22 protein-coding genes and 4 pseudogenes are annotated in these 22945 nt (G+C 73.4%); 13 read left to right on the top strand and 13 right to left on the bottom strand.

The features are described from left to right. Positions 1-2: 2 nt before the first annotated feature. Both OG289_RS45475 and OG289_RS45470 read right to left on the bottom strand, forming a co-directional pair. Positions 3-956, bottom strand: coding sequence for a ribose-phosphate diphosphokinase (locus tag OG289_RS45475; protein ID WP_327319874.1), 954 nt, complete (start codon positions 954-956; stop codon positions 3-5). Positions 957-1163: 207 nt separating this feature from the next. Continuing rightward, positions 1164-1814 (bottom strand): hypothetical protein, encoded by a 651-nt coding sequence (locus OG289_RS45470; RefSeq protein ID WP_327319873.1) that lies wholly within the window; start codon positions 1812-1814, stop codon positions 1164-1166. A 265-nt stretch (positions 1815-2079) separates the two neighbouring features. On the opposite strand from OG289_RS45470, the gene OG289_RS45465 reads away from it, so the two are divergent. Further along, on the top strand, positions 2080-2271 hold the full coding sequence (locus OG289_RS45465; RefSeq protein ID WP_327319872.1) for a response regulator transcription factor: 192 nt from the start codon (positions 2080-2082) through the stop codon (positions 2269-2271). A gap of 82 nt (positions 2272-2353) precedes the next feature. Next, on the top strand, positions 2354-3043 hold the full coding sequence (locus OG289_RS45460) for a DUF4230 domain-containing protein (protein WP_327319871.1): 690 nt from the start codon (positions 2354-2356) through the stop codon (positions 3041-3043). A 27-nt stretch (positions 3044-3070) separates the two neighbouring features. On the opposite strand, the pseudogene OG289_RS45455 reads toward OG289_RS45460, so the two are convergent. Continuing rightward, positions 3071-3454 (bottom strand): annotated as a pseudogene (locus tag OG289_RS45455) (complex I subunit 5 family protein); the annotation flags it as partial. 86 nt (positions 3455-3540) lie between these two features. Between OG289_RS45455 and OG289_RS45450 the strand changes: the two are divergent. After that, positions 3541-4236, top strand: coding sequence for a VanZ family protein (locus tag OG289_RS45450; RefSeq protein ID WP_327319870.1), 696 nt, complete (start codon positions 3541-3543; stop codon positions 4234-4236). 31 nt (positions 4237-4267) lie between these two features. Here the strand turns inward: OG289_RS45450 and OG289_RS45445 are convergent, their stop codons facing one another. Beyond that, positions 4268-4504, bottom strand: a complete 237-nt coding sequence (locus tag OG289_RS45445; RefSeq protein WP_327319869.1) for a hypothetical protein — start codon at positions 4502-4504, stop codon at positions 4268-4270. A 133-nt stretch (positions 4505-4637) separates the two neighbouring features. On the opposite strand from OG289_RS45445, the gene OG289_RS45440 reads away from it, so the two are divergent. The 3 genes from OG289_RS45440 to OG289_RS45430 all read left to right on the top strand — a co-directional run bounded on the left by OG289_RS45440 (position 4638) and on the right by OG289_RS45430 (position 8226). Continuing rightward, positions 4638-5678 (top strand): PHP domain-containing protein, encoded by a 1041-nt coding sequence (locus OG289_RS45440; RefSeq protein ID WP_327319868.1) that lies wholly within the window; start codon positions 4638-4640, stop codon positions 5676-5678. Positions 5679-5714: 36 nt separating this feature from the next. Beyond that, positions 5715-6371, top strand: coding sequence for an HAD family hydrolase (locus OG289_RS45435; protein WP_327319867.1), 657 nt, complete (start codon positions 5715-5717; stop codon positions 6369-6371). Between the two features lie 868 nt (positions 6372-7239). Next, positions 7240-8226, top strand: coding sequence for an SDR family NAD(P)-dependent oxidoreductase (locus OG289_RS45430; protein ID WP_327320996.1), 987 nt, complete (start codon positions 7240-7242; stop codon positions 8224-8226). A gap of 198 nt (positions 8227-8424) precedes the next feature. Here OG289_RS45430 and OG289_RS45425 read toward each other — a convergent pair. The 5 genes and pseudogenes from OG289_RS45425 to OG289_RS45405 all read right to left on the bottom strand — a co-directional run. After that, positions 8425-10205, bottom strand: a pseudogene (locus tag OG289_RS45425) (molybdopterin-dependent oxidoreductase); the annotation flags it as partial. Between the two features lie 9 nt (positions 10206-10214). Continuing rightward, positions 10215-10451, bottom strand: a complete 237-nt coding sequence (locus tag OG289_RS45420) for a hypothetical protein (RefSeq protein WP_327319866.1) — start codon at positions 10449-10451, stop codon at positions 10215-10217. 196 nt (positions 10452-10647) lie between these two features. Next, complete coding sequence (locus OG289_RS45415) at positions 10648-11940, bottom strand: ROK family transcriptional regulator (protein WP_327319865.1); 1293 nt, start codon at positions 11938-11940, stop codon at positions 10648-10650. Between the two features lie 80 nt (positions 11941-12020). Then, a complete protein-coding gene (locus OG289_RS45410; protein WP_327320995.1) occupies positions 12021-12995 on the bottom strand; it encodes a phosphotransferase family protein in 975 nt (324 codons plus the stop codon). Between the two features lie 24 nt (positions 12996-13019). Beyond that, positions 13020-13526, bottom strand: a pseudogene (locus OG289_RS45405) (reductase); the annotation flags it as partial. 145 nt (positions 13527-13671) lie between these two features. On the opposite strand from OG289_RS45405, the gene OG289_RS45400 reads away from it, so the two are divergent. Then, complete coding sequence (locus OG289_RS45400; protein ID WP_327319864.1) at positions 13672-14271, top strand: HD domain-containing protein; 600 nt, start codon at positions 13672-13674, stop codon at positions 14269-14271. 21 nt (positions 14272-14292) lie between these two features. Then, positions 14293-14904: a helix-turn-helix transcriptional regulator gene (locus tag OG289_RS45395; protein WP_327320994.1), complete on the top strand. Its 612-nt coding sequence runs from the start codon at positions 14293-14295 to the stop codon at positions 14902-14904. On the opposite strand, the gene OG289_RS45390 is transcribed toward OG289_RS45395, so the two are convergent. Next, on the bottom strand, positions 14844-15800 hold the full coding sequence (locus OG289_RS45390; RefSeq protein ID WP_327319863.1) for a DUF3626 domain-containing protein: 957 nt from the start codon (positions 15798-15800) through the stop codon (positions 14844-14846). The two genes, OG289_RS45395 and OG289_RS45390, sit on opposite strands and share 61 nt — an antisense overlap. A gap of 78 nt (positions 15801-15878) precedes the next feature. On the opposite strand from OG289_RS45390, the gene OG289_RS45385 reads away from it, so the two are divergent. Continuing rightward, the gene (locus OG289_RS45385) at positions 15879-16373 is read left to right on the top strand and encodes an FBP domain-containing protein (RefSeq protein ID WP_327319862.1); all 495 of its coding nucleotides are present in this window, start codon (positions 15879-15881) and stop codon (positions 16371-16373) included. Positions 16374-16454: 81 nt separating this feature from the next. Here the strand turns inward: OG289_RS45385 and OG289_RS45380 are convergent. Then, positions 16455-16526, bottom strand: a pseudogene (locus OG289_RS45380) (hypothetical protein); the annotation flags it as partial. Positions 16527-16563: 37 nt separating this feature from the next. On the opposite strand from OG289_RS45380, the gene OG289_RS45375 reads away from it, so the two are divergent. Next, positions 16564-16704 (top strand): CGNR zinc finger domain-containing protein, encoded by a 141-nt coding sequence (locus OG289_RS45375; protein ID WP_327319861.1) that lies wholly within the window; start codon positions 16564-16566, stop codon positions 16702-16704. Here the strand turns inward: OG289_RS45375 and OG289_RS45370 are convergent. Then, a complete protein-coding gene (locus OG289_RS45370) occupies positions 16668-18086 on the bottom strand; it encodes an erythromycin esterase family protein (RefSeq protein WP_327319860.1) in 1419 nt (472 codons plus the stop codon). The genes OG289_RS45375 and OG289_RS45370 overlap by 37 nt on opposite strands. 211 nt (positions 18087-18297) lie before the next feature. Here OG289_RS45370 and OG289_RS45365 point away from each other — a divergent pair, with 211 nt between their 5' ends. The 3 genes from OG289_RS45365 (at position 18298) to OG289_RS45355 (ending at position 22046) form a co-directional block, all read left to right on the top strand. Next, on the top strand, positions 18298-19536 hold the full coding sequence (locus tag OG289_RS45365; protein WP_327319859.1) for an FUSC family protein: 1239 nt from the start codon (positions 18298-18300) through the stop codon (positions 19534-19536). 61 nt (positions 19537-19597) lie between these two features. Then, positions 19598-20650, top strand: a complete 1053-nt coding sequence (locus tag OG289_RS45360) for a hypothetical protein (RefSeq protein WP_327319858.1) — start codon at positions 19598-19600, stop codon at positions 20648-20650. 115 nt (positions 20651-20765) lie between these two features. After that, the gene (locus tag OG289_RS45355; RefSeq protein ID WP_327319857.1) at positions 20766-22046 is read left to right on the top strand and encodes a lactonase family protein; all 1281 of its coding nucleotides are present in this window, start codon (positions 20766-20768) and stop codon (positions 22044-22046) included. Here the strand turns inward: OG289_RS45355 and OG289_RS45350 are convergent. Next, complete coding sequence (locus OG289_RS45350; RefSeq protein WP_327319856.1) at positions 22014-22736, bottom strand: DUF2470 domain-containing protein; 723 nt, start codon at positions 22734-22736, stop codon at positions 22014-22016. The two genes, OG289_RS45355 and OG289_RS45350, sit on opposite strands and share 33 nt — an antisense overlap. Between the last annotated feature and the right edge of the window lie 209 nt (positions 22737-22945).

Genomic DNA, 22945 nt, shown 5'->3' with positions numbered 1-22945 from the left:
GGCTATTCGCCGCGCGCCGCGTCGAACAGGGCGCTGACGGACTCGCCGTTGTGAATGCGGCGCACGGCCTCCGCGAGGGCGGGGGCGATGGACAGGATCCGCAGCTTGTCGGTGTGCTCCTCGGCGGGCACCGGCACGGTGTTGGTGCACACGATCTCCAGGACGTCGGGCTGCTCGCTGAGCCGTTTGAGGGCGCCGGCCGCGAACAGGCCGTGCGTGCACGCCACTCGTATCGAGCGCGGTGCCAACTCTCTGAGCCGGTCCAGGAGTTCGAGGACCGTACTGCCCTTGGCGATCTCGTCGTCGAGGACGATGACGTCCCGCCCGGCGACCTCGCCGATGACGGCGCTGATGCTGACCCGGTCGTCGGCGTACCGCTGCTTGGCGCCCGCCGCCACCTGGGCGCCGATCATCCGGGCGAAGGCGGCGGCCTCCTTGGCGTTGCCGAGGTCCGGTGAGACGACGGTGGTGCGGGTGAGGTCGTAGCGGCGGAAGTGGGCGGCCAGCTCCCGATGGGCGTGCAAGTGGTCGACGGGCATCGAGAAGAAGCCGTGCACCTGGGGCGAGTGGAGCGTAATGGCGAGGACGCGGTGCACGCCTGCCGCCGCCATCAGGTCGGCGACCAGGCGTCCGCCCAGCGAGATCCGGGGCGCGTCCTTCTTGTCGGAGCGGGCGTAGGAGTAGTGCGGCATGACGACGGTGATCCGGCCCGCCGACGCCCCACGGGCCGCGTCGCACATCAGCAGCAGCTCGACGAGGTGCTCCTGCACGGGCCGGACCAGTGGCTGGACGAGGAAGACGTCCCGTTCCCGGCAGTTGGCCTGGAGCTGGACCTCCAGGCAGTCGTTGGCGAACCTGCTGAGGCGGGTGGGGCTCAGGGGCACGCCGAGGTGGGCACAGACCTCGGCGGCCAACTCGGGGTGGGCACTGCCGCTGAACACGGAGATGTCTCGCACGATCGGCTCCTCGCTGATCATGTCCGGCTGGGGCGGGAGCTCTCATGCTACGGACCACGTCCGTTTTGCCCACCCTCAGGAGTGCCCCGGAGTCCCCCGGAGTGCCCAGAGCCCCGCGAACCCCTCAGGTGCCGAGGAATCCGGTCACCACCTTCCGGTAGGCCTCGGACTGCTCGAGGTCGACGAGGTGGTCGGCGCCGGGCACGGTCAGCAGGGTGGCGTCCGGCAGGACCTCGTCGTAGTCGCGGGCGATCCCGGGGTTCTTGGGTTCCAGTGACCGGTGGGCTGCGCGTGGGGCCGGGGCGGGGACTCGTCGAGGGGCTGGAGCACGGTGAGCCGGGCCCCGGTGGAGGCGGCCGGCAGCAGGGCCTCCGTGATCAGCTCGGTGACGCCCTTGCGGCGCACGCCCGCGTGCAGGGCAGCGCGCAGGTCGCGACGAGCGCGGCGACGGCGGACACCGCGAGAAGCGCGAGGCCGACGTGACGCGAGGTCGGCAGACACCGCGAGGAGCACGAGGCCAACGGACACCGCGAGGTCGGCAGACACCGCGAGGAGCACGAGGCCGACGGACACCGCGAGGTCGGCGGACACCGCGAGGAGCACGAGGCCGACGTGCCGCGAGAAGCGCGAGGCCGGCGGTGCTGGTGGCGGTCGCCCAGGCAGCCACGGCCGCCCGTCGCGGAGACGGCCGGCCGGGTGGTTCACGAGTCGCCCACCACCGTCGTCCGGCACGCACGGCCCGCCCATGCGGTGGTCGACGTCGAGATGACGGACGACCGCGTCCTGTCCGGGTGACGGACGACGGGACCGGTACGGCGGCGAGCGGCAGCCGGGCGGCGGGCCGGGGCTCGGTTCCATGCGGGAGCGGGTCACCGGGCTCGGCGGGCGTGTCGAGGCAGGGTTCCTGCTCCAGCGCAGCGCGCCGGAGGCCCTGATCGACGGCATCCGCACGCTCGCGGCGGGGCGAGGCGCTCCTCGGGCCGTCCGTCACCCGCCGGCTGCTCGCCGAGTTCGCCCGCGCCACCCCCGTCGAGCCGACGCCGGACACGGCCCGCCGGCCGGCCCCGCTGACCGACCGGGGGCACGCGGTGCTGCTCCTGCTCGGCCGTGGCCTGTCTCGGCCGTGGCCTGTCTCGGCCGTGGCCTGTCCTACGCGGAGATCGCCGGACGGCTGCGCGTCGGCGAGGCGACCGTGAAGACGCACGTCGGCCGGGTCCCGGACCAGCTGGACCGGCGCGACCGGGTGCGCGCGGTCGCCTTCGCCTTCGACCACGGGCCGGTACGACGGGGCAGCTCACTTCCTCGACCTCCGTGACCCTCCTGTCACAGGTCGTCAACAAGGCGGTCTGACAGCGGAATTGGCGGGCATCCGGACAGCAGGAAGGAGGACCGTCTGCATGACGACTTCCATCAGGTCCACCAAGCCCGACAAGTCCGACAAGCGCCTCCCTCGGCGGATGCCCGGCTGGGCCAAGGTGCTCACCGCCGTCGTGGTCGTGCTCGTCGTGATGTTCGCCGGGATCCGGCTGAGTCTGCTGCCGGGACTGCGCGACTTCTTCGGCACCGAGACCCACGACCGCTCCGGCCCCGCCCTGCTCGAGTCCATCCAGGACATGAGCCGATACGACGCCGCCTCCGGCAACTTCCAGGTCGTCGTGGACCTGGAGAAGGACGCCAAGTACCTCCCCGACGCGCTGCGCGGCACCCGCACCCTGTACGTCGGGGCGGGCACCGTGGACGCCTACGTCGACCTCGGCAAGGTCGGCGACAAGGACGTGACGGTCAACGACGACCGCACCTCGGCCACGCTCCGGCTCCCGCACGCCCGGCTCGGCACTCCGGCGCTGGACCCCGACCGCTCCTACGCGGTCTCCAAGCAGCGCGGTCTCCTCGACCGCCTCGGCGACCTCTTCTCGGACAACCCCAACGGTGAGCAGGCCGTGCAGAAGCTCGCGGTCCGGCACATCGGCGACGCGGCGAAGGAGAGCGGACTGACCGCGCGCGCCGAGACCAACACCACCGACATGCTTCGGGGGCTGCTGCGCTCCCTCGGCTTCAAGGAGGTGAAGGTGGCCTACGGCCCCTGATCCCCGCACGCGGCGCCCGGCCCCGCGTCAGCCGCCGAGCACGCCGGGCAGTGCCAGTGCGCCCAGTAGTGCTGTGCCGGCCAGCAGCCCGGCCACGTAGTCCCCGATGTGCCCGGACTGCAGACGGCGCAGGGAGAGCGCCCGGCCGGGGGCCGCGAGCAGTCGCGGCCGGGCGACGGCGACGGCCGCCAGACCCACGGCCGGCAGGGTCGAGGTCAGGCCCAGCAGTGCCCCGGCCCAGGTCCAGTGGACGGAGGTGACCGCGCCTCCCGATCCGGTCTCGTTCACGGCGTGCGCGACGACGTGGGCGAGACCCGGGGCCACCCCGGCTGCGACCGCCGCCGCGAGCAGCAGCGCGGGGACCAAAGTCATGGTGTCGGGGATCCGGGCCAGCCGTCCCCGGGTCTCCGCGGACCCGGGCACCGTCGGTCTGCATCCCTGGGCGGTTAGCGGGTAATCGCCTTACTACGCAGGGAAGTTGAACACTGGAGGACCGCATGGCCCGTGCAGCCCTACGTCCGCGTACCCTGTTCCGCCCGCGCGCCGCCAAGAGCGAGGAGCCCGCCACCCCGACAAAGCCGAAGAAGGAGACAGCCAAGCCCGCCACCCCCAGGAAGACGGCCGAGAAAACCGGCAAGACCGGCAAGACCGGTAAGGCTGGTAATGCCGGTAAGGCTGGTAAGGCTGGTAAGGGGGACAAAGGCGCCGCGGCGAAGAAGTCGTCACACGCCGAGCGGCCGTTGCCGTTCCCGCTGCGGCTGCTGGCGATGCTGTTCGCCTTCGCGTTCATGGTGGCGTTCGCCGTCGTGCTCGCCCGGCTCACGCTGGAGCCGTCGCCCGCCTCCGAGTCCCTGGTGCACTCCAACCTGCGTCCCGGCGACTCGCTGCGGGCCTACCTCGACCAGCCCGCGTTGCGTGACGCCGCCAAGCAGATCGGCGGGAACGTGCTGCTCGGCGTGCCCTTCGGGATCCTGGTGCCGGTCGTCGCGCCCCGGGCGCGTGGGGTGCTGCGGGTGCTGCTGCTGACCGCGGCCGTCATGCTGCTGGTGGAGTTCGCCCAGGGCGCGCTGGTGACCGGGCGCGCCTTCGACATCGACGACGTCATCCTCAACACCACGGGCGCGCTGGTCGGTTACCTGCTCCTGGGGCGCAGGGTGAGCCGTGCGGTGCACGCGCGGGAGCGGCACCTGTGACGGGGCGCAGGGGCAGGAGACCGGGCCGCCGTCAGCGCGGGGCCCAGGTGTACTTGCCCCCGCCCACCCAGCGCACGACGTCCGGGTCGTCGAGGTCATGGACCGTGACGCCGAACGCTGCGGCTATTTCGAGGACGTCGATGACGGCCCTCGCCTCACCGACCACCTGACCATCGACTTCCACGATGCGGAAAGGCGTCGGGCCCGGCTGCACCCCGAGCACCATGATCCGCGGGTGGGAAATACGGAGGCTCGCAATTTCGGTCATGACATAGAGGGTAGAACGCAACCTACCGGTATGAATCATCCGATCATCACCAAAATGTGACGTCCAGGGCGAAACGCGACGCCCGTCATGCGGTCCGCGCGCAGGTGGGGAACTCTGGAGCCAGGAGGTGGCGATGGATCCCGTCGAGGCCCTGGACCGGATCGCCTTCCTGCTGGAGCGGTCCCTGGCGCCGACCTACCGCGTGCGCGCCTTCCGTACGGCGTCCCGGGTACTGGCGCGGCTGCCCGTGGCGGAGGTCGAGCAGCGGGCGGCGGCCGGGACGCTGGAGTCGCTCAAGGGTGTGGGCCCCAAGACCGCCCAGGTGGTGCGCGAGGCGCTCGCCGGGCACGTGCCGTCGTATCTGGAGAAACTGGAGGGCGAGGCCGGCCGGCCGCTCACGGACGGCGCGGGGTCCCGGCTGCGGGAGCTGCTGCGCGGGGACTGCCATGTCCACTCCGACTGGTCGGACGGCGGCAGTCCCATCGACGAGATGGGCCGGGCCGCGGCCGCGCTCGGCCACGAGTGGACCGTGCTCACCGACCACTCGCCGCGCCTGACGGTCGCCCGCGGGCTCTCGCCCGAGCGGCTGCGCCGGCAACTGGAGGTGGTCGAGGAGCTCAACGCGACCTGGGCGCCGTTCCGGCTGCTGACCGGCATCGAGTGCGACATCCTCGACGACGGGTCGCTGGACCAGGAGCCGGAGCTGCTGGAGCGGGTCGACGTGGTGGTCGTGTCCGTGCACTCCAAGCTGCGCATGGAGTCCCGCGCGATGACGCGCCGCATGGTGAACGCCGTGCGCGATCCCCACGCCGACATCCTCGGCCACTGCACCGGTCGGCTGGTGAGCGGGCGGGGGCGGCCGGAGTCGGAGTTCGACGCGGACGAGGTGTTCGCGGCGTGCGCCGAGTCCGGTACGGCCGTGGAGATCAACAGCCGGCCCGAGCGGCTCGACCCGCCGCGCCGGCTGCTCCGCCGGGCCGTGACGGCGGGCGTGCTGTTCTCGGTCGACACCGACGCACACGCGCCCGGCCAGCTGGACTGGCAGATCCTGGGCTGCGCGCGGGCCGAGGAGTGTGAGGTGCCCGCGGAACGGATCGTGACCACGTGGCCGCTGGCCGCACTGCTGGCCTGGACGCGGGAGGGGCGGGTGCCGGCGGGCCTGGCGGGCCGCTGAGGTGGTACTCGAAGGGCTCGAGAGAAAGGACCCGAGATGACCCGCGCCGCCGTGTTCGACATCGACGGCACCCTCGTCGACACCAACCACCTGCATGTCACCACCTGGTGGGAGGCCTTCCGGCAGGCGGGCCACCGGGTACCGATGCACGCCGTGCACCGGGCGGTCGGACTCGGTTCCGACGACCTGATCGCCCACCTGCTCGGCGACGACCGCGACAAGGACGAGGACGCCGAGCTCAGCGCCGCCCACAAGGCCCTCTACGGGCAGTACTTCGACCGGCTGCCGCCACTGCGGGACGCCGGCCCACTACTGCGGCGGCTGCGCGACGACGGCTGGACGGTCGTCCTCGCCACCTCGGCGAGCGGGGGCGAGCTGTCGGCCCTGCGGCGCGCCATCGACGCCGACGACGCCATCGCCGCCACGGCGAGCGCGGACGACGTGGCGCAGGGCAAGCCCTCGCCGGAACCCGTGCAACACGCCCTGGAGCTGGCCGGGGCGCCTGCCGAACGCGCCGTGTTCGTCGGCGACACCGTGTGGGACATGCGCGCGGGCCGTCGAGCCGGGGTGCGCTGTGTGGGAGTCCTGTCCGGCGGCACCCCCCGCGCCGACCTGCTGAACGCGGGCGCGGAAGCCGTCTACGACGGCCCCGCCGACCTCCTGGCGTCCCTGACGGCAAGTCCGCTGGCCTGAGGCGCGGGCCCCTGGGGGGCCGCGCCGGGCCACGGGGCGGGGGCCGGGTCCAGGGGGCGGCGGGTGCTGAGCGCGGTGATCGGTGGCGCCGTCAACGCGCGCTCGGCCGTGCCGCCCCCGGTCACCGCCGGGCAGCGGGGGGCCACGGCGACGGCCGCCGAGCGGTCCCTGGGCGCCCGACCGGAACGGCGGCGCGACGGGCCGCGTCCGGCGCGGCACCGGAGCCGCCCGAGCCCGCACCCGACCACCGACCCACCGCGCAGACCACACCGGTCCCTCCCGACTCTGCCAGGCAGCGGCGGGAGTGGGCCACGGCGACGGCCGCCGAGCGGTCCCTGGGCGCCCGACCGGAACGGCGGCGCGACGGGCCGCGTCCGGCGCGGCACCGGAGCCGCCCGAGCCCGCACCCGACCACCGACCCACCGCGCAGACCACACCGGTCCCTCTCGACGCGGTGCCCGAGGCGGCGGACGACCGCCGACGACCGCGGGACCGGTCATGTCACGGCCCTCACCCACCCCGCGCCGTCGCGGCGGACGACGACCGGACAGCCGGGGCGGAGCGGGAAACGGTGACACACATCACCGCGCGCCACGGCCGGACCCCGGAACACCCACCGGTAGTTCCCCGTTGAACCAACCGTGGGTGCGGATGGGACAGTGTCCCCGGGCCTCACCTTTTGCCCACAGGGACGATCGTTCGGCTGAAGCCCTGTGGAGCCCTCGCCGAGAGGCGACCGCCATCCGCGCCCACCGCTTGGCCGCCCCGACCGTGATTCCCCCGTCCGGTCGGGGCTTTCTCCTGTCCGGGACCGCGGACCACGGTCGCACTTGACTTCGAGAGCACTCCAATTCGTAGCGTTCAGGTCATGAGCAACAGCGACACGCACAGCAACGGCACCGCACAGCACAAGATCGGCTCGGGCTTCGGCGCCACAAGCACCGCCGACGAGGTCCTGCGGGGCGTCGACCTGACCGGGAAGCTGGCCCTGGTCACGGGCGGGTACTCCGGGCTGGGCCTGGAGACGACCCGCGCGCTCGCCAAGGCCGGTGCCCACGTCGTCGTCCCCGCGCGGCGCCCGGCGGCGGCCCGCGAGAACCTCGTCGGCCTCGACGACGTCGAGACGGAAGAGCTCGACCTCGGCGACCTGGACAGCGTGCGCGCCTTCGCCGAGCGGTTCCTCGCCTCCGGCCGCAGCATCGACCTCGTCATCGACAGCGCCGGGATCATGGCCTGCCCCGAGACCCGGGTCGGCCCCGGCTGGGAGGCCCAGTTCGCCACGAACCACCTCGGCCACTTCGCCCTCGTCAACCGCCTGTGGCCGGCGATCGAGCCCGGCGGCGCGCGGGTCGTGTCCGTCTCCTCGCGCGCCCACCACTTCTCGGGGATGCGCTGGGACGACGTCCAGTGGCGCCGGGGCTACGACAAGTGGGAGGCGTACGGGCAGGCCAAGACCGCGAATGTGCTCTTCGCCGTCCACCTGGACCGGCTGGCCCGGGACCGGGGCGTGCGCGCCTTCTCCCTGCACCCCGGCGGCATCATCACGCCCCTGCAGCGGCACATCCCCAAGCAGGAGATGGTGGAGCGCGGGTGGATCGACGAGGACGGGAACGTACTCAACCCGCAGGGCTTCAAGACCCCGGAGCAGGGCGCGGCCACCCAGGTGTGGGCGGCGACCTCGCCGCAGCTGGCCGGGATGGGCGGCGTCTACCTCGAGGACTGCGACATCGCCGAGCCCGCCGTCGACGGCGACGAACGCTCCGGCGTCAAGGCCTGGGCGACAGACCCGGAGCAGGCGGCGCGGCTGTGGGAGCTGTCCGCCGAGCTGACGGGCGTGAACGCGTTCGGCGCGTAGGGGCCGGTCCGCGTCACTCCCCGCCGCCCTCTTCCGCGGGTCGCGGTGGACGACGAGCACGGGCACGACGAGCTCGGGCACGGGCACGGGCACGAGCACGGGCACGGGCACGGGCACGACGAGCTCGGGCACGTCGAGCACGGCCGGTTCGGCGGCGGGGCATCGCCGCGTGCGCAGGGCCCGGCCGGGTACTCGTCGGTTCGCCATGCCCAGGCGTTGCAGGCGGGTGTTGGCGGAGCCGACGGCCGGGTTCTCGCCGAGCAGGAAGTAGCCCTTGCACGCGCCGTCGAGCTGGGCCGGCACCGTGTCGTAGGTGGAGTGGGAGCCGGTCAGGCGCGGCAGGTGGTCGAAGCAGAAGTCGTTGTCGGGGGTGGCCGCGTCGCCGTAGTAGGCCTTGAGGAGGCTGACCATGTAGGCGCGCATGTTTCGCCCAGAAGCCCTTCTCCGTGCGGGTGGCCGCGACATGGTCGTCGAGGTCCATGTGGGTGTGGGCGTGCGGCATGGGGAGAGCCCGGCAGCAGGTTGAAGAGGGTGGGGATGTCGCTGGAGCCCTGGATGGAGGCGTGGCCGCGCAGCGCCTGGATGCCACCGCCGGGTCGGCCGATGTTGCCCAGCAGCAGCTGGAGCACGCTCGCGGCGCGGATGAACTGGTTGCCGGTCGAGTGCTGCGTCCAGCCGACGGCGTAGACGAAGGCGCTGGTGCGCTCGGGGCCGGAGTTGGCGGTCAGCGCGTCGCAGACGCGGCGGAAGGTCGCGCGCGGGATGCCGCAGATCTCCTCGCCCCTCTCGGGGGTGTAGCGGGCGTAGTGGCGCCTGAGGCTCTGGTAGACGCAGCGCGGGTGCCGGAGCGTCTCGTCGGTGGGGGCGCGGTGGCCTGTGCGGGCGCCGCCGGAGCCGTGCGCCTCGGGGCCGGACGCCCTGCCGGTGCGGTCCTCGTACTGCTCGTCGACCTCACCGGTGGGCTGCTGCACCTCGACGCCCTCGTACTGCCAGGTGCGGGGGTCGTAGTGCGCCTTCTCCTCGTCGAGGCCGGAGAAGACGCCGTCGAGGTCCTCGGTGTCGCGGAAGTCCTCGCCGACCAGGGTGGCGGCGTTGGTGTACCTCAGGACGTACTCGCGGAACTCCTTCTCCTCGGTGAGGACATGGTTGATGATCCCGCCGAGGAAGGCGATGTCGGTGCCGGCGCGGATCGGGACGTAGAGGTCGGACAGTGCGCTGGTGCGGTTGAAGCGCGGGTCGACGTCGATGATCGTCGCGCCGCGCTTCTTCGCCTCCATCACCCACTGGAAGCCGACCGGGTGGCACTCGGCGAAGTTGGAGCCCTCGATGACGATGCAGTCGGCGTGCTGGAGGTCCTGCATGAACGTCGTGGCGCCGCCGCGGCCGAAGGAGGTGCCGAGGCCGGCGACGGTGGAGCTGTGGCAGACCCGGGCCTGGTTCTCCACCTGAACGACGCCGAGGCCGGTCAGCAGCTTCTTGATGAGGTAGTTCTCCTCGTTGTCAAGGGTCGCTCCGGCGAGGCTGGCGATGCCCATGGTGCGGGCGGTGCGCATGCCCATCCCACTGCCAGGTCTCGCGCCGGGTGCGGACACCCCGGTCGGCGACCATGTCCATGGCCGTGTCCAGGTCGAGGGGTTCCCAGTCGGTGCCGTGCGGGCGGCGGTAGAGGACCTGGTGGCGGCGGGCGGGGCCGGTGGTCAGCTGAAGGGTGGCCGACCCCTTGGGACAGAGCCGCCCACGACTGACGGGCGACGCAGGATCCCCCTCGATCTGCACGACCTCGTCGTCCTTGACATACACCTGCTGCCCACAGCCGACGGCGCAGTACGGGCAGATCGACGGGACGACGCGGTCGGCGGTGTCGGTGCGGGGGCGCAGCCGCTCGGTCCGCGCGGACTTGGCGGCACTGCCCCGGCCGGTGCGGCGCCGGTGAGTTGGCGTAGGACGGGCCATGAACGGACCCGGTCGGCCATGCCCATGCGAACTCCTCAGGCGGACGGCTCGTCGGGGACGGGGTGGTCGGACCGACCGCTGTCCGCGCGCGGGGAACCCTGGCGTCCGGTGCCCGCCTCATCGGTGTCCGGGACGTCCTCCGCGGGCTCCCGAGGCGACTCGGCGTCGGCGACGTCCCAGGGGTCCTCGCCCCCGTCGGCCTGCTGGTCCGGCAGGTCACGCGGGATCGGCGCGCCGTTCTCACCGGGGCCTTCGTGGCGATGTACGCCCACGACGTCCTCCCTCCGCGCCCACGCCGCACCGGACGCGAACGAACGACTCCCCCGAACGACGATCGCCCGGGCGACACGCGAGTACCTCCCGAGCGACCGGCGAAACGTGGGGGCGGGGCTTCGCCCCCCCTGCCCGAAACCGCGGGTCAGCAGGGCGCGCGGTGAGCAGGGCGCGCGGTGAGCAGGGCGTGCGGGCTCAGCCTGGGGTGCGGTGTTCCAGGGCTGTTCGCCAGGCGGGGGACGGGCCGGTGGGGGCGGGGTCGGGGCGGCGGCCGCCGCGGCCGAAGAAGTCGGCGAGCGGGAGGATCGCCGCGCCGACGGTGACCGCGTCGGGGCCCAGCCGGCCCAGCTCGACGGTGACCTTCCGCGCCGGGTGGCGCAGCGCGTACGCGGTGGCGTGGCGGCGGACGGCGGGCAGGAAGCGGGCGCCGAGTTGCAGGCCGGCCCAGCCGCCGATGAGGATGCGCTCGGGCTGGAAGAGATTGATCAGGTCGGAGAGGCCCGCGCCCAGGTACTCCGCGGTCTCCTCCAGAACGGCCGACGCGACCGGGTCGCACGGTTCGGACCCCGTGGCCGGGTAGGCGGCGGCCAGCATCGCCGTCAGGGCGGTCTCCTCGTCCGCGCCCTCCGGCGGCCGGCCCCCCTGCTCGCGCCAGCGTTCCAGCAGCGCCTCGGCGCCCGCGTAGGCCTCCAGGCAGCCGAGGGCGCCGCAGCGGCAGCGGCGGCCGCGCACCCGGACCGTGAGGTGCCCCCATTCGACGGCCCGGCCGTGCTCCGCCTCGGGGGCGACGAGGCAGGCGCCGACGCCCGAGCCGAAGAGGACGACGACCGCGCTGTGCGCGCCGCGTCCGCCGCCGAACCACATCTCGGCCTGGCCGAGGGTCTTGGCGCCGTTGTCGATGAAGTACGGAACGGCCCCGGGGAGCGGCGAGCTATCCCGCAGGAGTGCCTCCAGGCGGACGGCGTCCCAGCCGATGGTCTGGCCGTGCACGACGGCGCCGTCCTCGGGGGTGTGCTCGACGATGCCGGGTACGCCGATACCGACCCCGAGGAGCTGTTCGGGGGCGATGCCGGCCGCGGCCAGCACCTCGGTGATCCCGTCCCGGACGTGGCCGACGATCCCGTCGACCTCGTACCGCCGCTGCTTCAACGGCCGTTCCGTACGGGCGAGTTCGGTGAGAGTCAGGTCGAACAGCCCGATCCGCACCCGGGTCTCTCCGATGTCCACGCCGATCATGTGGCCACTGCCGGGGGCCACGCGCAGCAGCATGCGGGGACGGCCCCCGTCGGAGTCGACGCTGCCGGCCTCCTCCACCAGCCCGTCGGCGACCAGGTCGGCGACGACGTTGCTGATCGAACCGGAGCTCAGGCCGGTGGCCGGCCCGAGTTCGAAGCGGCTGAGGGGTCCGTCGAAGTAGAGCCGTTGCAGTACGGCCGCACGGTTGGCCCGCCTCAGATCGCGTACCGTGCGCCCGCTCCGCCCCGTCACGCCGCTCCCTCTCGCACCCAGCCCGACCTGCAACATACCCCTGCGGCAGGGTGCGCCGCGCCATTCCTCCGACCCTCAGTTCACGATGTGAGCCGAGAGACGTCCGCGGCCTCGATCTCGCCCAGCGCCGCCATGAGTTCCGGTGCGACCCTCTCCCGCACCCACCGCTCCTGATCCGCGCCGACCGCCCGCGGAACCGTCTCGGCGAGCATGATCAGGTAGAGGTAGGCGCGGTAGAGGGCGAGACGCAGCCGGGCGGACGCGTCGAACGCGGCGTGGCCTCCGGCGTCGCGGTAGCCCCCCAGGAACGCCTCGTCCTTCCTGATGTCCCCCAGCAGCGCCAGGGAGACGAAGTCCGCGATCGGGTCGCCCCAGAACATCCGCTCACCGTCGATGAGTCCCCCGATCCGGGCTCTGCCGTCGGCATGGTCGACCAGGACGTTGCCCGGCCACAGGTCGAAGTGGACCAGGCGCGGGACGGTGACCTCGTCGAGGGCGTCGTACGCGGTGCGGGCGACGGCGGCCACCTCGTCGACGGGACGGGGCAGCCAGGCACCGTAGTGGCGGGCGTCGGCCAGGACAGCGTCGACCATCGCCGTGAACGCGGTGCGCCAGTCGGGGGCGAGCGGGCCGAAGGCGCCGGTGGGGTAGCCGAAGCCGGGCCCGGTCACCTCGTGCAGACGGGCGACCTGACGGCCCAACTCTCCTCGTAGCTCCGCCTGTTCGGCCGTGGTGAGCGAATCGTTCCAGGGGGCGCCCGGGGACACCGTCATCAGCAGCCAGGCCTCGTCGAGGGCCACGACCCTGGGCGCCGGGACGCCGGCCTCGGCCGCCCCGCGGCAGAACTCCGCCTCGCCGAGAAGCAGTCGGCTCTCGTAGCTCAGGCCCGGCGCCGTGGGCGCGACCTTCAGTACGTAGCGGTCGCCGTCCGTGAGGCGGAGCTCCTCGACGGTGTTGTACGTGCCGCCGCCGAGCGGTCCGAGGTGGGCCAGACGGTCGGGCGGGATCCCCGCCGCCTCCAGCGCGTTCCGGGCCCGTGCCCAGGAATCCGTCACCCGTCCATCCCTTCCTCCCGGTCGGCCGGCCGCGTACCCGTCCTCGACGTAACGCCCGTCCGAGACCAGCCGGTTGAGCCATGCCTCGGCGGCCGTGTCGTCGGCGCCGGGCGTGCGGTCCCGGTACAGGGTACGGAACGCGTCCCGGACGCCCGGCGCCATCCGCGAGCCGTCGCCGCACACATGCACCCGGGCTCCCTGGGCCGGCAGGCGCCGGGCCTCGTCGGCCTCGGCGGTCATGCGGTGCTGGACGAACAGCATCCCGTCCTCGGGGGCCGCGCTCAAGGCCGGGCGGGGCGAGACCGCCCCGGTGGTCTCGAAGGGCGCGCAGCTCCTCGGCGTGCAGGAAGTCGGCGTGCAGGAGGTCGGCGTGCAGGAAGTCGGCGTCCGGCACGTCTCACCGAAGTAGCAGACGGCGGGCGGGAGTTCGGCGCCCGCGGCGAGGGCCGCCGTGCGGTCGGCGACGACGCCGCGCAATGGCGCGCGACCGGTGCCGACGGCCACCATGACCACGGGTGTGCGGTCGTCGACGTGCCGGGATCCAGCGTGATCCACTCGGGTGCTGGGGCCGTGGCGTCGCACTGCATGTTCGTGCGGCGGGAAAGGCGTGTGAGGGGTTGCGGAAGTGCCGGGCGGTGGCTGTCAGGCAGGCCGCGCCGGTCATTAGGCTGGCCGGATGACCACCGCCCCCACCGTGCTGTCCATCGCCCTGGACGAGACCTCGGATCCCGTGCTGCGCCCGCTGCCCGTGGAGGTGGCGGCGCTGCTGGACGAGATCGGTGCGCCGCCCCGGCTGGTCGCTCATCTCCGGGCCGTGCACGACGTGGCGGCCCGGCTCGTCGACTGGGCGGGCCGGCACTGCCCGGCCCTCGTCATCGATCGGGAGGCGGTGCTGTTCGGTGCGGCCACGCACGACATCGGCAAGACCCTGCATCCGGGCGAGCTGTCCGGCCCCGGCGCCCGGCACGAGGAGGCCGGGCGGGAGCTGCTCCTGGCCCGCGGGGTGCGCCCCGGACTGGCACGGTTCGCCGGGACCCACGCCTCCTGGACGACCCCGGACGTCGGCCCGGAGGACCTGCTGGTGAGCCTGGCCGACAAAGTGTGGAAGAACAAGCGGGTCGCCGAGCTGGAGGACCTGGTCGTGGCGGAGCTGTCACGGGCGGGTGGGCGCCCGGTCTGGCAGGAGTTCCTGGATCTGGACGAGTTCCTCACCGGTCTCGGGGAGGACGCGGACTCGCGACTGGCCTGGCAGGCGGCGCATCCCGTCCATGGGTGAGCGGGCACAGCGGGACGCGTGATGTGGCGCAACCGCGCGCTTCCGCTCTTCGACCGGGTGTCGGTGCCGGTCGCGGTGTGCGATGTCCACGGCGCCGTCCTGCCGGCCAATCCGGCGATGCCCGCCGAGTGCGGGACGATCCCGGGGCGGCTGCGCGGGCGGGCTGTGCTGGAGCTGTTCCGGCCGCGGGAGGCGACCCAGGTGGAGCGGATCGCCGCGGCGCTGCGGCTGCGGCACCGCTCGCGCTACCAGGTGTCGGTGTGCCGGCGGGCGCCCGGAGGCATGGAGCGGCACGGGGAGTTGACGGCGGACCCGGTGAGCGACACCTTCGAGGAGACGCCCGCCCTGCCGGTGATGTTGTGTGTCCTCGACGAACGCGCGCCCCGAGAGGCGGCTTCCCCGGTCCGGGGCGCGCCGGCCGGGGCGAGGATCCTCGCGCTGCTCGCCGGGGGCGCCACCATGGCCCGCGCCGCCCGCGAGACCGGCCGCACCGCGGCCGGCGTGACCTACCACCTGCGGCGGCTGTCCGCGCGCTGGGGCGCGGCCAACCGTACGGAACTCGTCGCCCGCGCCTACGCGCTGGGTGTGCTTTCGGCCGGGGCGTGGCCGCCGGTGCCGGCCGGCGACGAGTAGGCGGCGTCGGCGGTAGTGGCGTCCGCCCGGGCGCGGGCGATCACGTCCTCCGGCGAATCGGCCGTACCCGCTCCCATCGGCGCCCCGAAGCGGGCCAGGGTGTGCCACACCATCTTCAGGTCCTGCAGGACGTACCGGCCGGTGCGGGCCGCGTCGCCGATGATCCGTGGGTCGACCACGCCGTCCTCGGCGATGCGGGCGCCCAGGTCGGCGTACTCCCGTTCCCGGTAGGCGGCGTGGCGGTAGAGCTCCTCGACGGTGATGCGGTAGCCGGGGTGCCAGGCGAGCGGGCAGGGCAGCGAGCGGGCCGCGGCCTCGACGGACGTGCCCCGGTAGCTCGCGTCCAGGACCAGGGCCTCCACGTCGCGGGCGAGGTCGACGCCGCCGTGGACGTGGGCTTCGACGTAGTCGTTCAGGGCGTCCCGCTCGTCCGCTTCGGCCAGCGCCAGCAAGGACATGCCGGCGGCCACACCGAAGTCGGTGGGCTCGGCCGCGCTGTCCGGGTAGCAGAACGTGGCGCGGGCGAGCGTCCGGGCGGTCAGCCGGAAGTGGGAGGAACCGAACCTCGGGGCCGCGCCCACCACTTGGCGGCGGAAGTCGAGCGCGCCGTACACGGGTCGCTCGCGCGGGTCGGCATCGTCGTAGGCCCCGCCGAAGATACGGCTCTCCCAGCGCCACCGGTCTCCGCCGGGGTGCGCGGTGAGGCCGCCGTTGCTGGTGCCGGTGACGAACTGGGAGTGGTAGGCGCCGTCCCGGGCGAGGGCCCGGAGGACGGAGGCGCCGCCGGCGTCCCGGTCCGGGTGGAAGTTCAGCGTGATGCGCAGGTCGGGGTCGAGAGCCGGGCCCCTGGAGCGGGCGGCGACGTGGCGGAGGGCCGACCGCGCCCGCAAATTCACTGGCGTCCCCTTCCGAGGCTATCTACCCTAGGGTAAAACCTAGACATCCTAGGTTCACCTGTTTCAGGAGACTCCCCCATGAGGCCGCTCACCGAGCCCGCCATCCGTACCTCCTTCGTCAACTGCTCCAAGGGTGAGGCCAAACGGCTGTTCGTGCCCCGAGATCTCGACCAACTCCCCTGGGACGACCTGGACTTCCTCGGATGGACAGATCCGGGGGCACCCGACCGCAGCTGTCTCGTGACCGAAAGGCAGGGTCAACTCATGGGTGTCACCCTGCGCTTCCCGACCTCGCGGCGCGGCTTCCCGCACCGCGGCATGTGCTCGCTGTGCCTGACCACCCATCCTGGCGGCGGGGTCTCGCTGATGACGGCGCGCAAGGCGGGCGCGGCGGGCCGCGAGGGCAACTCGGTGGGTCTGTACATGTGCACGGACCTGGCGTGCTCCCTCTATCTGCGCGGCAAGAAGGCCCTGGAGCCGGGGGCCCGCTTCGAGGAGAGCCTCACGCCGGCGGAGCAGATCGCCCGCGCGACGGGCAACCTGTCCGCCTTCCTCGACAAGCTGTACGCCTGACCCTCGGCCCTCCCCGACCGCGAGCACGATCTTGCCCCGGTTGTCCCGGCTCTCCAGCCGCTCGCGCGCGGCGCGCGCCTGCCCCAGGGGCGGGACGGTCTCGACCGGGACCCGGTAGTCGCCCGCGGCCACCCGCTCGGCCGGCTCGCACAGGTCCGGCCGCGGGTCCCAGCCGTGCAGTTGCAGGCCGGTGAGCTGGAAGCCGGACTGTTCCCGGCTCTTCCTCGACGACTCCCGGGCCCGCCGCCGCTGGTGCTCCATGGACCGCTGCGGCGACCAGGCGAAGGTCGCCGGCTACCGGTCGCGCAACCGCGCCGCCTCCACCCGGTGAAGGTGGATCAGGACGTCGTGGGTGGCCGCGAGAGCCACGTCGGGCATGGTGTCCGGGTAGTCGGTGCCGATGCTGCGCGTGGGCCGGGCCCGTGACAGCCAGGTGCGGGCCGGTTCGCCGACCGAGCGCAGGTCCACGGCGTAGTCGCGGTACCGCACCCGGTCGAGAGTCCACTCGTTGCTTCCCGGTGCCGCCGGACCCAGCGTCCAGCGCCGGATGTCCCCGTCGGGGCCGGTGGCGTTGAACGAGCCCCGGTCGAAGGTCACGCCGACACTGACGTACCCGGCGCCGAGGCTGTCGCGCAGGAACGCGCCCTGCTGCTTGGGGTAGTGGGCGGGGTCGGCGGGCACGTACCCGACGTGCGTGTCGTGCGCGGACAGCAGCACCTTCGTGCCGGTGTGCTCCCGCCACGACACCACGTTGTCGGCCATCGCCTCGTCGCGGTAGCGCATCGCGGCCGCGAGCTGGGCCGGGTCGACGTAGTCGAAGGCGTACTGGCCGGCGGTCCGGTCGATGGCGGTGGCGTTCCGGAGCATCCGGTCGTACGCCTCCCGGTCCGCGCCCGGCTGCCGCCGGCGCAGCAGCTCCAGTGCCCGGCCGGTGCGTTCGGCCATCTCGACGCGCTGCGCGTAGGGCTTGTTCAGGTACTCCTCGATGTAGGCGCCGGTGGCCGTGGTGGGCCGCAGTCCCCGGTAGAGCTCCGCGAGACGGGCCGACAGCTGCGGGTGGTGGGCGGCCACGTAGGCGGTGACCTCGTCGTACACCTCTGGTCCGGTCCAGGCGATGTCGTCGCCCATGAACCGCACCGGGTCCTCGGCGTGGCGGACGTTGTAGGCCCGCATCCACTTCACGAGCCCGAGGTAGTCCGTGTTGTTCCACCACAGGTAGTCGCGCTGGAACTCCTCGCTCATGATGCGCGCCGGGTCGCCCTTGCCGTGCACGACGTAGTCGTCGAGGCGCAGGCCCGTGCTCCAGGGGGCCTCCAGGGCGAAGGTGCGAAAGCCGCGCTCCTCGACGAGGTGGCGGAAGACGCGGTCCTTGAGGGCGAAGAAGTCGTGGCTGCTGTGGGTGGCCTCGCCGAGTCCGACCACCGCGGCGTCGCCGGTCATCGCGTCCAGCGCCCGCAGGTCGGCGGTGTCGCCGCCGGGTTCGACGGTGCGCAGAGGGTGGGCGGCTCGGTCGAGGGCGGCCACGACGGTACGGGCGTCCGCGACATCCGCACCGGATGTGGCGTTCGTGGCGGAGGCTGCGTTCGAAGCGTTCGAGGCGTTCGTGGCGTTCCGGGCAGAGGCGCCGGCCGGCGCGGCGACCGTCGCCACGCAGAGCGTGCCGAGCAGGGCGAGGACGATCCCGATGCCTGATCCGGTCCGGTGACGATTCATGATCCGAGCCTCACGCGTCGGACGCGGTGAGACCATCCGGCGGCCCACCGTCACCGGATGCGGGTGGCCGGGGGACGACCACGGGGGCCTGCCCCATGGCCTTCCTGGCCCGCCCTGGCCTGCCTGCTCTTCCCCGGCCGCCGGGGAAGATCTAGGCTCACCCGCGGCCGGAAACGTTCGAGGCTGGTGGGGAAGGGGAACTGGTCTGGGGATGCGAGATGTAAGTGAGCGTGCGGCGCCGCTCGTGCGGTTGGTGCAGCGCCACCGGGAACCTGTGGTCGTCCAGGCGCTGCGGGCCGCCGCCGCGGCCACGATCGCGTATGTCGTCGCCCTGCGCCTGAGCCCCGAGGCGCTGCCGCTCACCGCGCCGCTGACCGCGTTGCTGGTCGTCCAGGTCACCCTGTACGCGACGCTCACCAACGGCATCCGCCGGGTGAACGCGGTGGTGGCCGGCGTTCTCGTCGCCATCGCCTTCAGCCTGCTGGTGGGCCTGACCTGGTGGAGCCTCGCGCTGCTGATCGTGGCGTCGCTGGCCGTGGGGCATCTGGTGCGGGTCGACGAGTACGTCCCCGAGGTGGCGATCAGCGCCATGCTGGTGCTCGGGGTGACCACCGTCGGGGACACGGCGTGGGCACGGGTGGTGGAGACACTGATCGGCGCGGTCGTCGGACTCGGCTGCAATGTGCTGCTGCCGCCTCCGGTGTGGGTGGAGGAGGCGGGCGAGTCGATCGAGGGACTGGCCCGCCGGCTGCGGCAGCTGATGCTGCGCATCGGCGAGGAGGCGGCCGGCCGTACCCCGGTCGAGCGGGCGGCCGCCCGGCTGCACGAGGCGCGCCGTCTGGACCACGACGTCGTCCAGGTGGACGCGGCCCTGCGGCAGGCCGAGGACAGCCTGCGGCTCAATCCACGCGTGCGTGAGGGGCTGCTGCACCGGGTGGTGCTGCGGACCGGTCTGGACACCCTGGAGATCTGCACGGTCGTCCTGCGGGTGCTCGCCCGGACCCTCACCGACCTCGCCAAGGAGCGCGATCCACAGCCGCTGTTCCCGCCCGAGACCGGCGAGGCCGTGGAGCGGCTGCTGTGCGAGATCGCCGACGCGGTGGTCAGCTTCGCGGTGCTGGTGACCACGAGCGTCAGCCTCAACGCGGACGCCGCCGAGGCGCGGCTCACCGCCGAGCTGCGGCAGGCCGCCTCCACCCGCGACAAGCTCGCCCAGCTGCTGCTGGAGCAGCTCCAGCACGACGCCCGCCAGTGGCAGCTGCACGGCGCGGTGCTGACCGAGGTGAACCGCATCCTCGACGAACTCGACACCGAGCACCGCTCCCGCCGTCTGCTGGAGGAGCTGGACCGCGTGTCACGGGAACAGCGCGAGCGCATGCCACGTCTGACCCGGCTGCGAGAGCGCCTGGGCGTTCAGGAGCAGCTGTGGCGGAACCGTACGGGGATCTGACGGCGTTCTCTCCGAGGGATCGCCGGGACGGGGCCGGCGCGGGATGCGAGAGGGCGGGCCGATGGCCGACACCACTGTACGGATCGACGGGGACACGCTGAGGCTGCCGGGCGGGGTGGTGGTGCGGTTCATGCGGACGCTGCGGCTGCCGGAGAAGGGCACGCACGACCTGCCGCCCGGCCTCGGCGTGTTCCCGGTCCGCCGGGTCTGCGACCACCCCGACACGGTGCCCGCCGAGTGGCTGGCGCGCGGCGGCGTGCTGCTGCCGATGTACCTGCGTGAGGCGATGTGGCTGAGCTTCGCGGGCTCGACGGAACCGGCCGCCCTCCAGGTCGGGGCGGGCAAGGTGTGCGCGGTCTCCGGCAAACCGTGGAGCGACCGGCTCTCCCGTGACCCGCAGAACTACGTCACGCTGCCTCGTCAGCCCTGGCTGGACGGCATCAACTCGGGCCGGGGCACGGTGCGCCAGTTCGTGGCGGTGCCGCTGGGTCTCGGGGCGACCGTGGAGGGCCAGGTCACCGGCGAGGAGGTCTGGGGCGGGGTCCAGCTCCAGTCGTTCCCGCTGAACGAGGCCAAGCGCGCCGAGTGGCGCGAGGCGGAGCGCCGCCATCCGGCCCCGAGGCCGCCGGGTCCGATCGGCGGCGGGTACGGCGCCCCGCCCGCGCCCGGTGCGCCCCCGATGGCGGCCGCCGCGGCTCCCGCTGCGGGGAGCGCTCCCCGTAGCCGGGCGGCCGCAGCGATGGGCCTGGGCGTGGGCGGTTCGATGCGGCAGGAGGTCTACAAGGACGTCCGCTCCCTCACGGACTACGCGGAGCGGCCCGCCGCGCGGGTCTTCGTGCACCTGGTGACGCCCCCGGAGTGGCGCCGCATCACCGGCGAGGAGCCCCCGCCGTCCCCGGTGGACCGCGCCGCGTACACCAAGGCCGGGCTCCCCTGGTACGACTACTACGACAACGACGCGCACGATGTCGCCCCCAGCGACACCCTGGCCGCCGTGCAGCCGGTCGGCGAGTGGCTCGGCGCCGACCTGGACCCGTGGCAGCAGCCCGCCCCCGGGCAGGTGCACCACCTCAAGGACGCGCCGGGGAAGCCGGTGGAGGACGGCGACTGGTAGGGCCGCTCCCCCGTCGTCCACACACCCCGCCGGGCTTCCGCTTTTGCGTTCGACGGCCGGTCGGGGTCAAGGTGGCTGTCACGGCGGATGCGTACGACGACCTGAGGTGCGGGCCATGGGCAGTGGGACGGAAGCGGCGCGAGGGGGGTCCCCCCGCTCGAGCGAAGCCGAGAGTGGCGGACGCTGGAGCAGGCGCCGCTTCGTCGGGGTGCTCGGCGGCGCGGCGGCGTCGGTCCTGGCCGGGTGCGGCAGCGACGGCGACGGCGGCTCACCCGAGACCGAGGAAGCGCCGCAGGCCGCGCCGCCCCAGCAGCCGTCGTCGTCCGCGTCGCCACGGTCCACGCCGGCGGCCTCGCCGACCTCGTCCGGCCCCCGGCCCCTCTACCTGGGCACCTACACCTCCGCCGAGGGCGGCGGGAAGGGCATCGGTGTCGCCTCGTACGACCCCGGCTCGGGGCGGATCACCGGCCGGGGCACGATCACCGGCGTCCCGGACCCGTCGTACCTCGCGGTGCACCCGAACGGCCGAACGCTGTACGCGGTGAACGAACGCGAGGCGGGTGCCGTGACCGCCGTACGGCTGTCCGACGAGAAGGTGCTGGGCAGCCGGGCCACGGGCGGGACGTATCCCTGCCATCTGTCCGTCCATCCGGGCGGGCGGTGGCTGCTGAGTGCCGACTTCGGCTCGGGCAGTGTGGCCGTGCACCCGATCGACGCCTCGGGGGCGCTCGGTGAGCGCACCGACCGGGTCACACACACCCGTCCGGCGCCCCGGAAGGGCCAACAGGGGCCGCACGCACACCAGTTCATCACGGCCCCGGACGGCGGCCATGTCCTCGCCGTCGACTTCGGCACCGACACCGTGTACAGCTACCGCCTGGACGAGAAGGCGGGGACGCTCACGGAGGTCGCGCAGGCGCACACCCGGGCGGGCGCCGGTCCGCGCCACCTGACGTTCCATCCCGGCGGCCGGTACGCCTACCTCGCCAACGAGGCCGACGACACGGTCGCGGTCTGCGCCTACGAAGCGTCGAGCGGCCGGCTGACGATCGGGAAGCCGCAGCCCACGGGCGCCAAGGCGGGCACCAACTACCCGGCGCAGCTGGCGGTCGCGTCGGACGGCGCGTACGCCTTCCTCGCCAACCGCGGCGACAACAGCCTGGCGCGCTACGCCGTGGAGGCGGACGGGGCCCGGCTGCGGCTGCTCGGCACGGTGCCGGTGGAAGGGGACTTCCCCCGGCAGATCGCCCTCTCGCCGGACGGCGGCCTGCTGTTCGCCGCCAACCAGCGCTCCAGCAGCGTCAGCGTGTTCCGGGTGGACGGCACGAACGGTGGACTGCGGCTCGCGGGCGAGCCGTTCGCGTCACCCGTCGCCGTCTGTGCGCTGCCGCTGTAGGGCGCGCGGGCAGGCTTCGGCGGCCTGGGTGAGCAGGACGTGCATGCGCTCGGTGAGCTGCGCGACGTCGTCGGCGGGGGCGTGGAAGGGCAGGCGCACGTCGCCGTGGGCGCCGGCGCGCTCGATGCGCAGCGTCAGCCCGTGCCGGTCGACGGCGAGCGGCTGGACACGGACGGCGCCGTGCAGGCTGTCCCGCCGGACGAGCCGGATGAGCCGCTCCACGGCGTCGGGGTGGGCGTCGGCGAGATGTGTGAGCAGCTGGGCCTCGGCGGTGGCGAGCGGGTCGGGCTCGGCCTCCGCGAACTCCTCGAGGGCGACGACGACCGCGCCGGTGGCCGGCTTCAGCACGACGCGGGCGGCGTGGAAGGCGAGGTGGCCGTCCTCGGGCGTGAACCAGCCGGCGAGCCAGAGCCGGGCGCGGATACGGCTGCGCACGGGAACGGGCGCCACGTCCGCGAACTCCAGAACGGCGGACGGCTCGCCGCGGGGCGCGCAGATCGCCGCCGTGAGCAGGGCGCTGTCCTCGGGCACCCGCAGGATCACCCGGCCGTCCGCGTCGACGGTGTGCGCGCCGACGAACTCCTCGCGCCCGCCGTCCGCGGTCACCGCGCAGGACCACGAGGCCGCGAGCACCGAACGGGCCCGCTCGGCGGCGGAAGGCACGGCCGCCCAGCTTTGGCTGTCACCCATCCCAGAACCTCCTTAGGTAAGCCTTGCCTAACCTATCGGAGATCCGTGCCCACGCCAACCACCCGCAAGAGCCCTTCCCCCACCCCTGTGTGCGGGCGGTCGATGACCGCGCTGCTTGGGGCATCGCGACCGACTACGGGGGAAATGGCTTCGCCGTGGGGACCTGACCGGCTGGGCTGTTCACGCCGCGACGTTGCACCGGCGCCTTG

The organism is Streptomyces sp. NBC_01235 (genome assembly GCF_035989285.1).
Taxonomy (GTDB): Bacteria; Actinomycetota; Actinomycetes; order Streptomycetales; family Streptomycetaceae; genus Streptomyces.
Note: the sequence above shows the minus strand (reverse complement) of the source record. Positions and strands in the feature narration are given on the sequence as shown.

Bases quoted from the DNA above. Each gene is read 5' to 3' on its own strand.
- OG289_RS45470 (WP_327319873.1), bottom strand. From the start codon at position 1,814: ATGGAACCGAGCCCCGGCCCGCCGCCCGGCTGCCGCTCGCCGCCGTAC.
- OG289_RS45460 (WP_327319871.1), top strand. From the start codon at position 2,354: ATGACGACTTCCATCAGGTCCACCAAGCCCGACAAGTCCGACAAGCGC.
- OG289_RS45450 (WP_327319870.1), top strand. From the start codon at position 3,541: ATGGCCCGTGCAGCCCTACGTCCGCGTACCCTGTTCCGCCCGCGCGCC.
- OG289_RS45445 (WP_327319869.1), bottom strand. From the start codon at position 4,504: ATGACCGAAATTGCGAGCCTCCGTATTTCCCACCCGCGGATCATGGTG.
- OG289_RS45440 (WP_327319868.1), top strand. From the start codon at position 4,638: ATGGATCCCGTCGAGGCCCTGGACCGGATCGCCTTCCTGCTGGAGCGG.
- OG289_RS45435 (WP_327319867.1), top strand. From the start codon at position 5,715: ATGACCCGCGCCGCCGTGTTCGACATCGACGGCACCCTCGTCGACACC.
- OG289_RS45430 (WP_327320996.1), top strand. From the start codon at position 7,240: ATGAGCAACAGCGACACGCACAGCAACGGCACCGCACAGCACAAGATC.
- OG289_RS45400 (WP_327319864.1), top strand. From the start codon at position 13,672: ATGACCACCGCCCCCACCGTGCTGTCCATCGCCCTGGACGAGACCTCG.
- OG289_RS45395 (WP_327320994.1), top strand. From the start codon at position 14,293: ATGTGGCGCAACCGCGCGCTTCCGCTCTTCGACCGGGTGTCGGTGCCG.
- OG289_RS45385 (WP_327319862.1), top strand. From the start codon at position 15,879: ATGAGGCCGCTCACCGAGCCCGCCATCCGTACCTCCTTCGTCAACTGC.
- OG289_RS45370 (WP_327319860.1), bottom strand. From the start codon at position 18,086: ATGAATCGTCACCGGACCGGATCAGGCATCGGGATCGTCCTCGCCCTG.
- OG289_RS45365 (WP_327319859.1), top strand. From the start codon at position 18,298: ATGCGAGATGTAAGTGAGCGTGCGGCGCCGCTCGTGCGGTTGGTGCAG.
- OG289_RS45360 (WP_327319858.1), top strand. From the start codon at position 19,598: ATGGCCGACACCACTGTACGGATCGACGGGGACACGCTGAGGCTGCCG.
- OG289_RS45355 (WP_327319857.1), top strand. From the start codon at position 20,766: ATGGGCAGTGGGACGGAAGCGGCGCGAGGGGGGTCCCCCCGCTCGAGC.
- OG289_RS45350 (WP_327319856.1), bottom strand. From the start codon at position 22,736: ATGGGTGACAGCCAAAGCTGGGCGGCCGTGCCTTCCGCCGCCGAGCGG.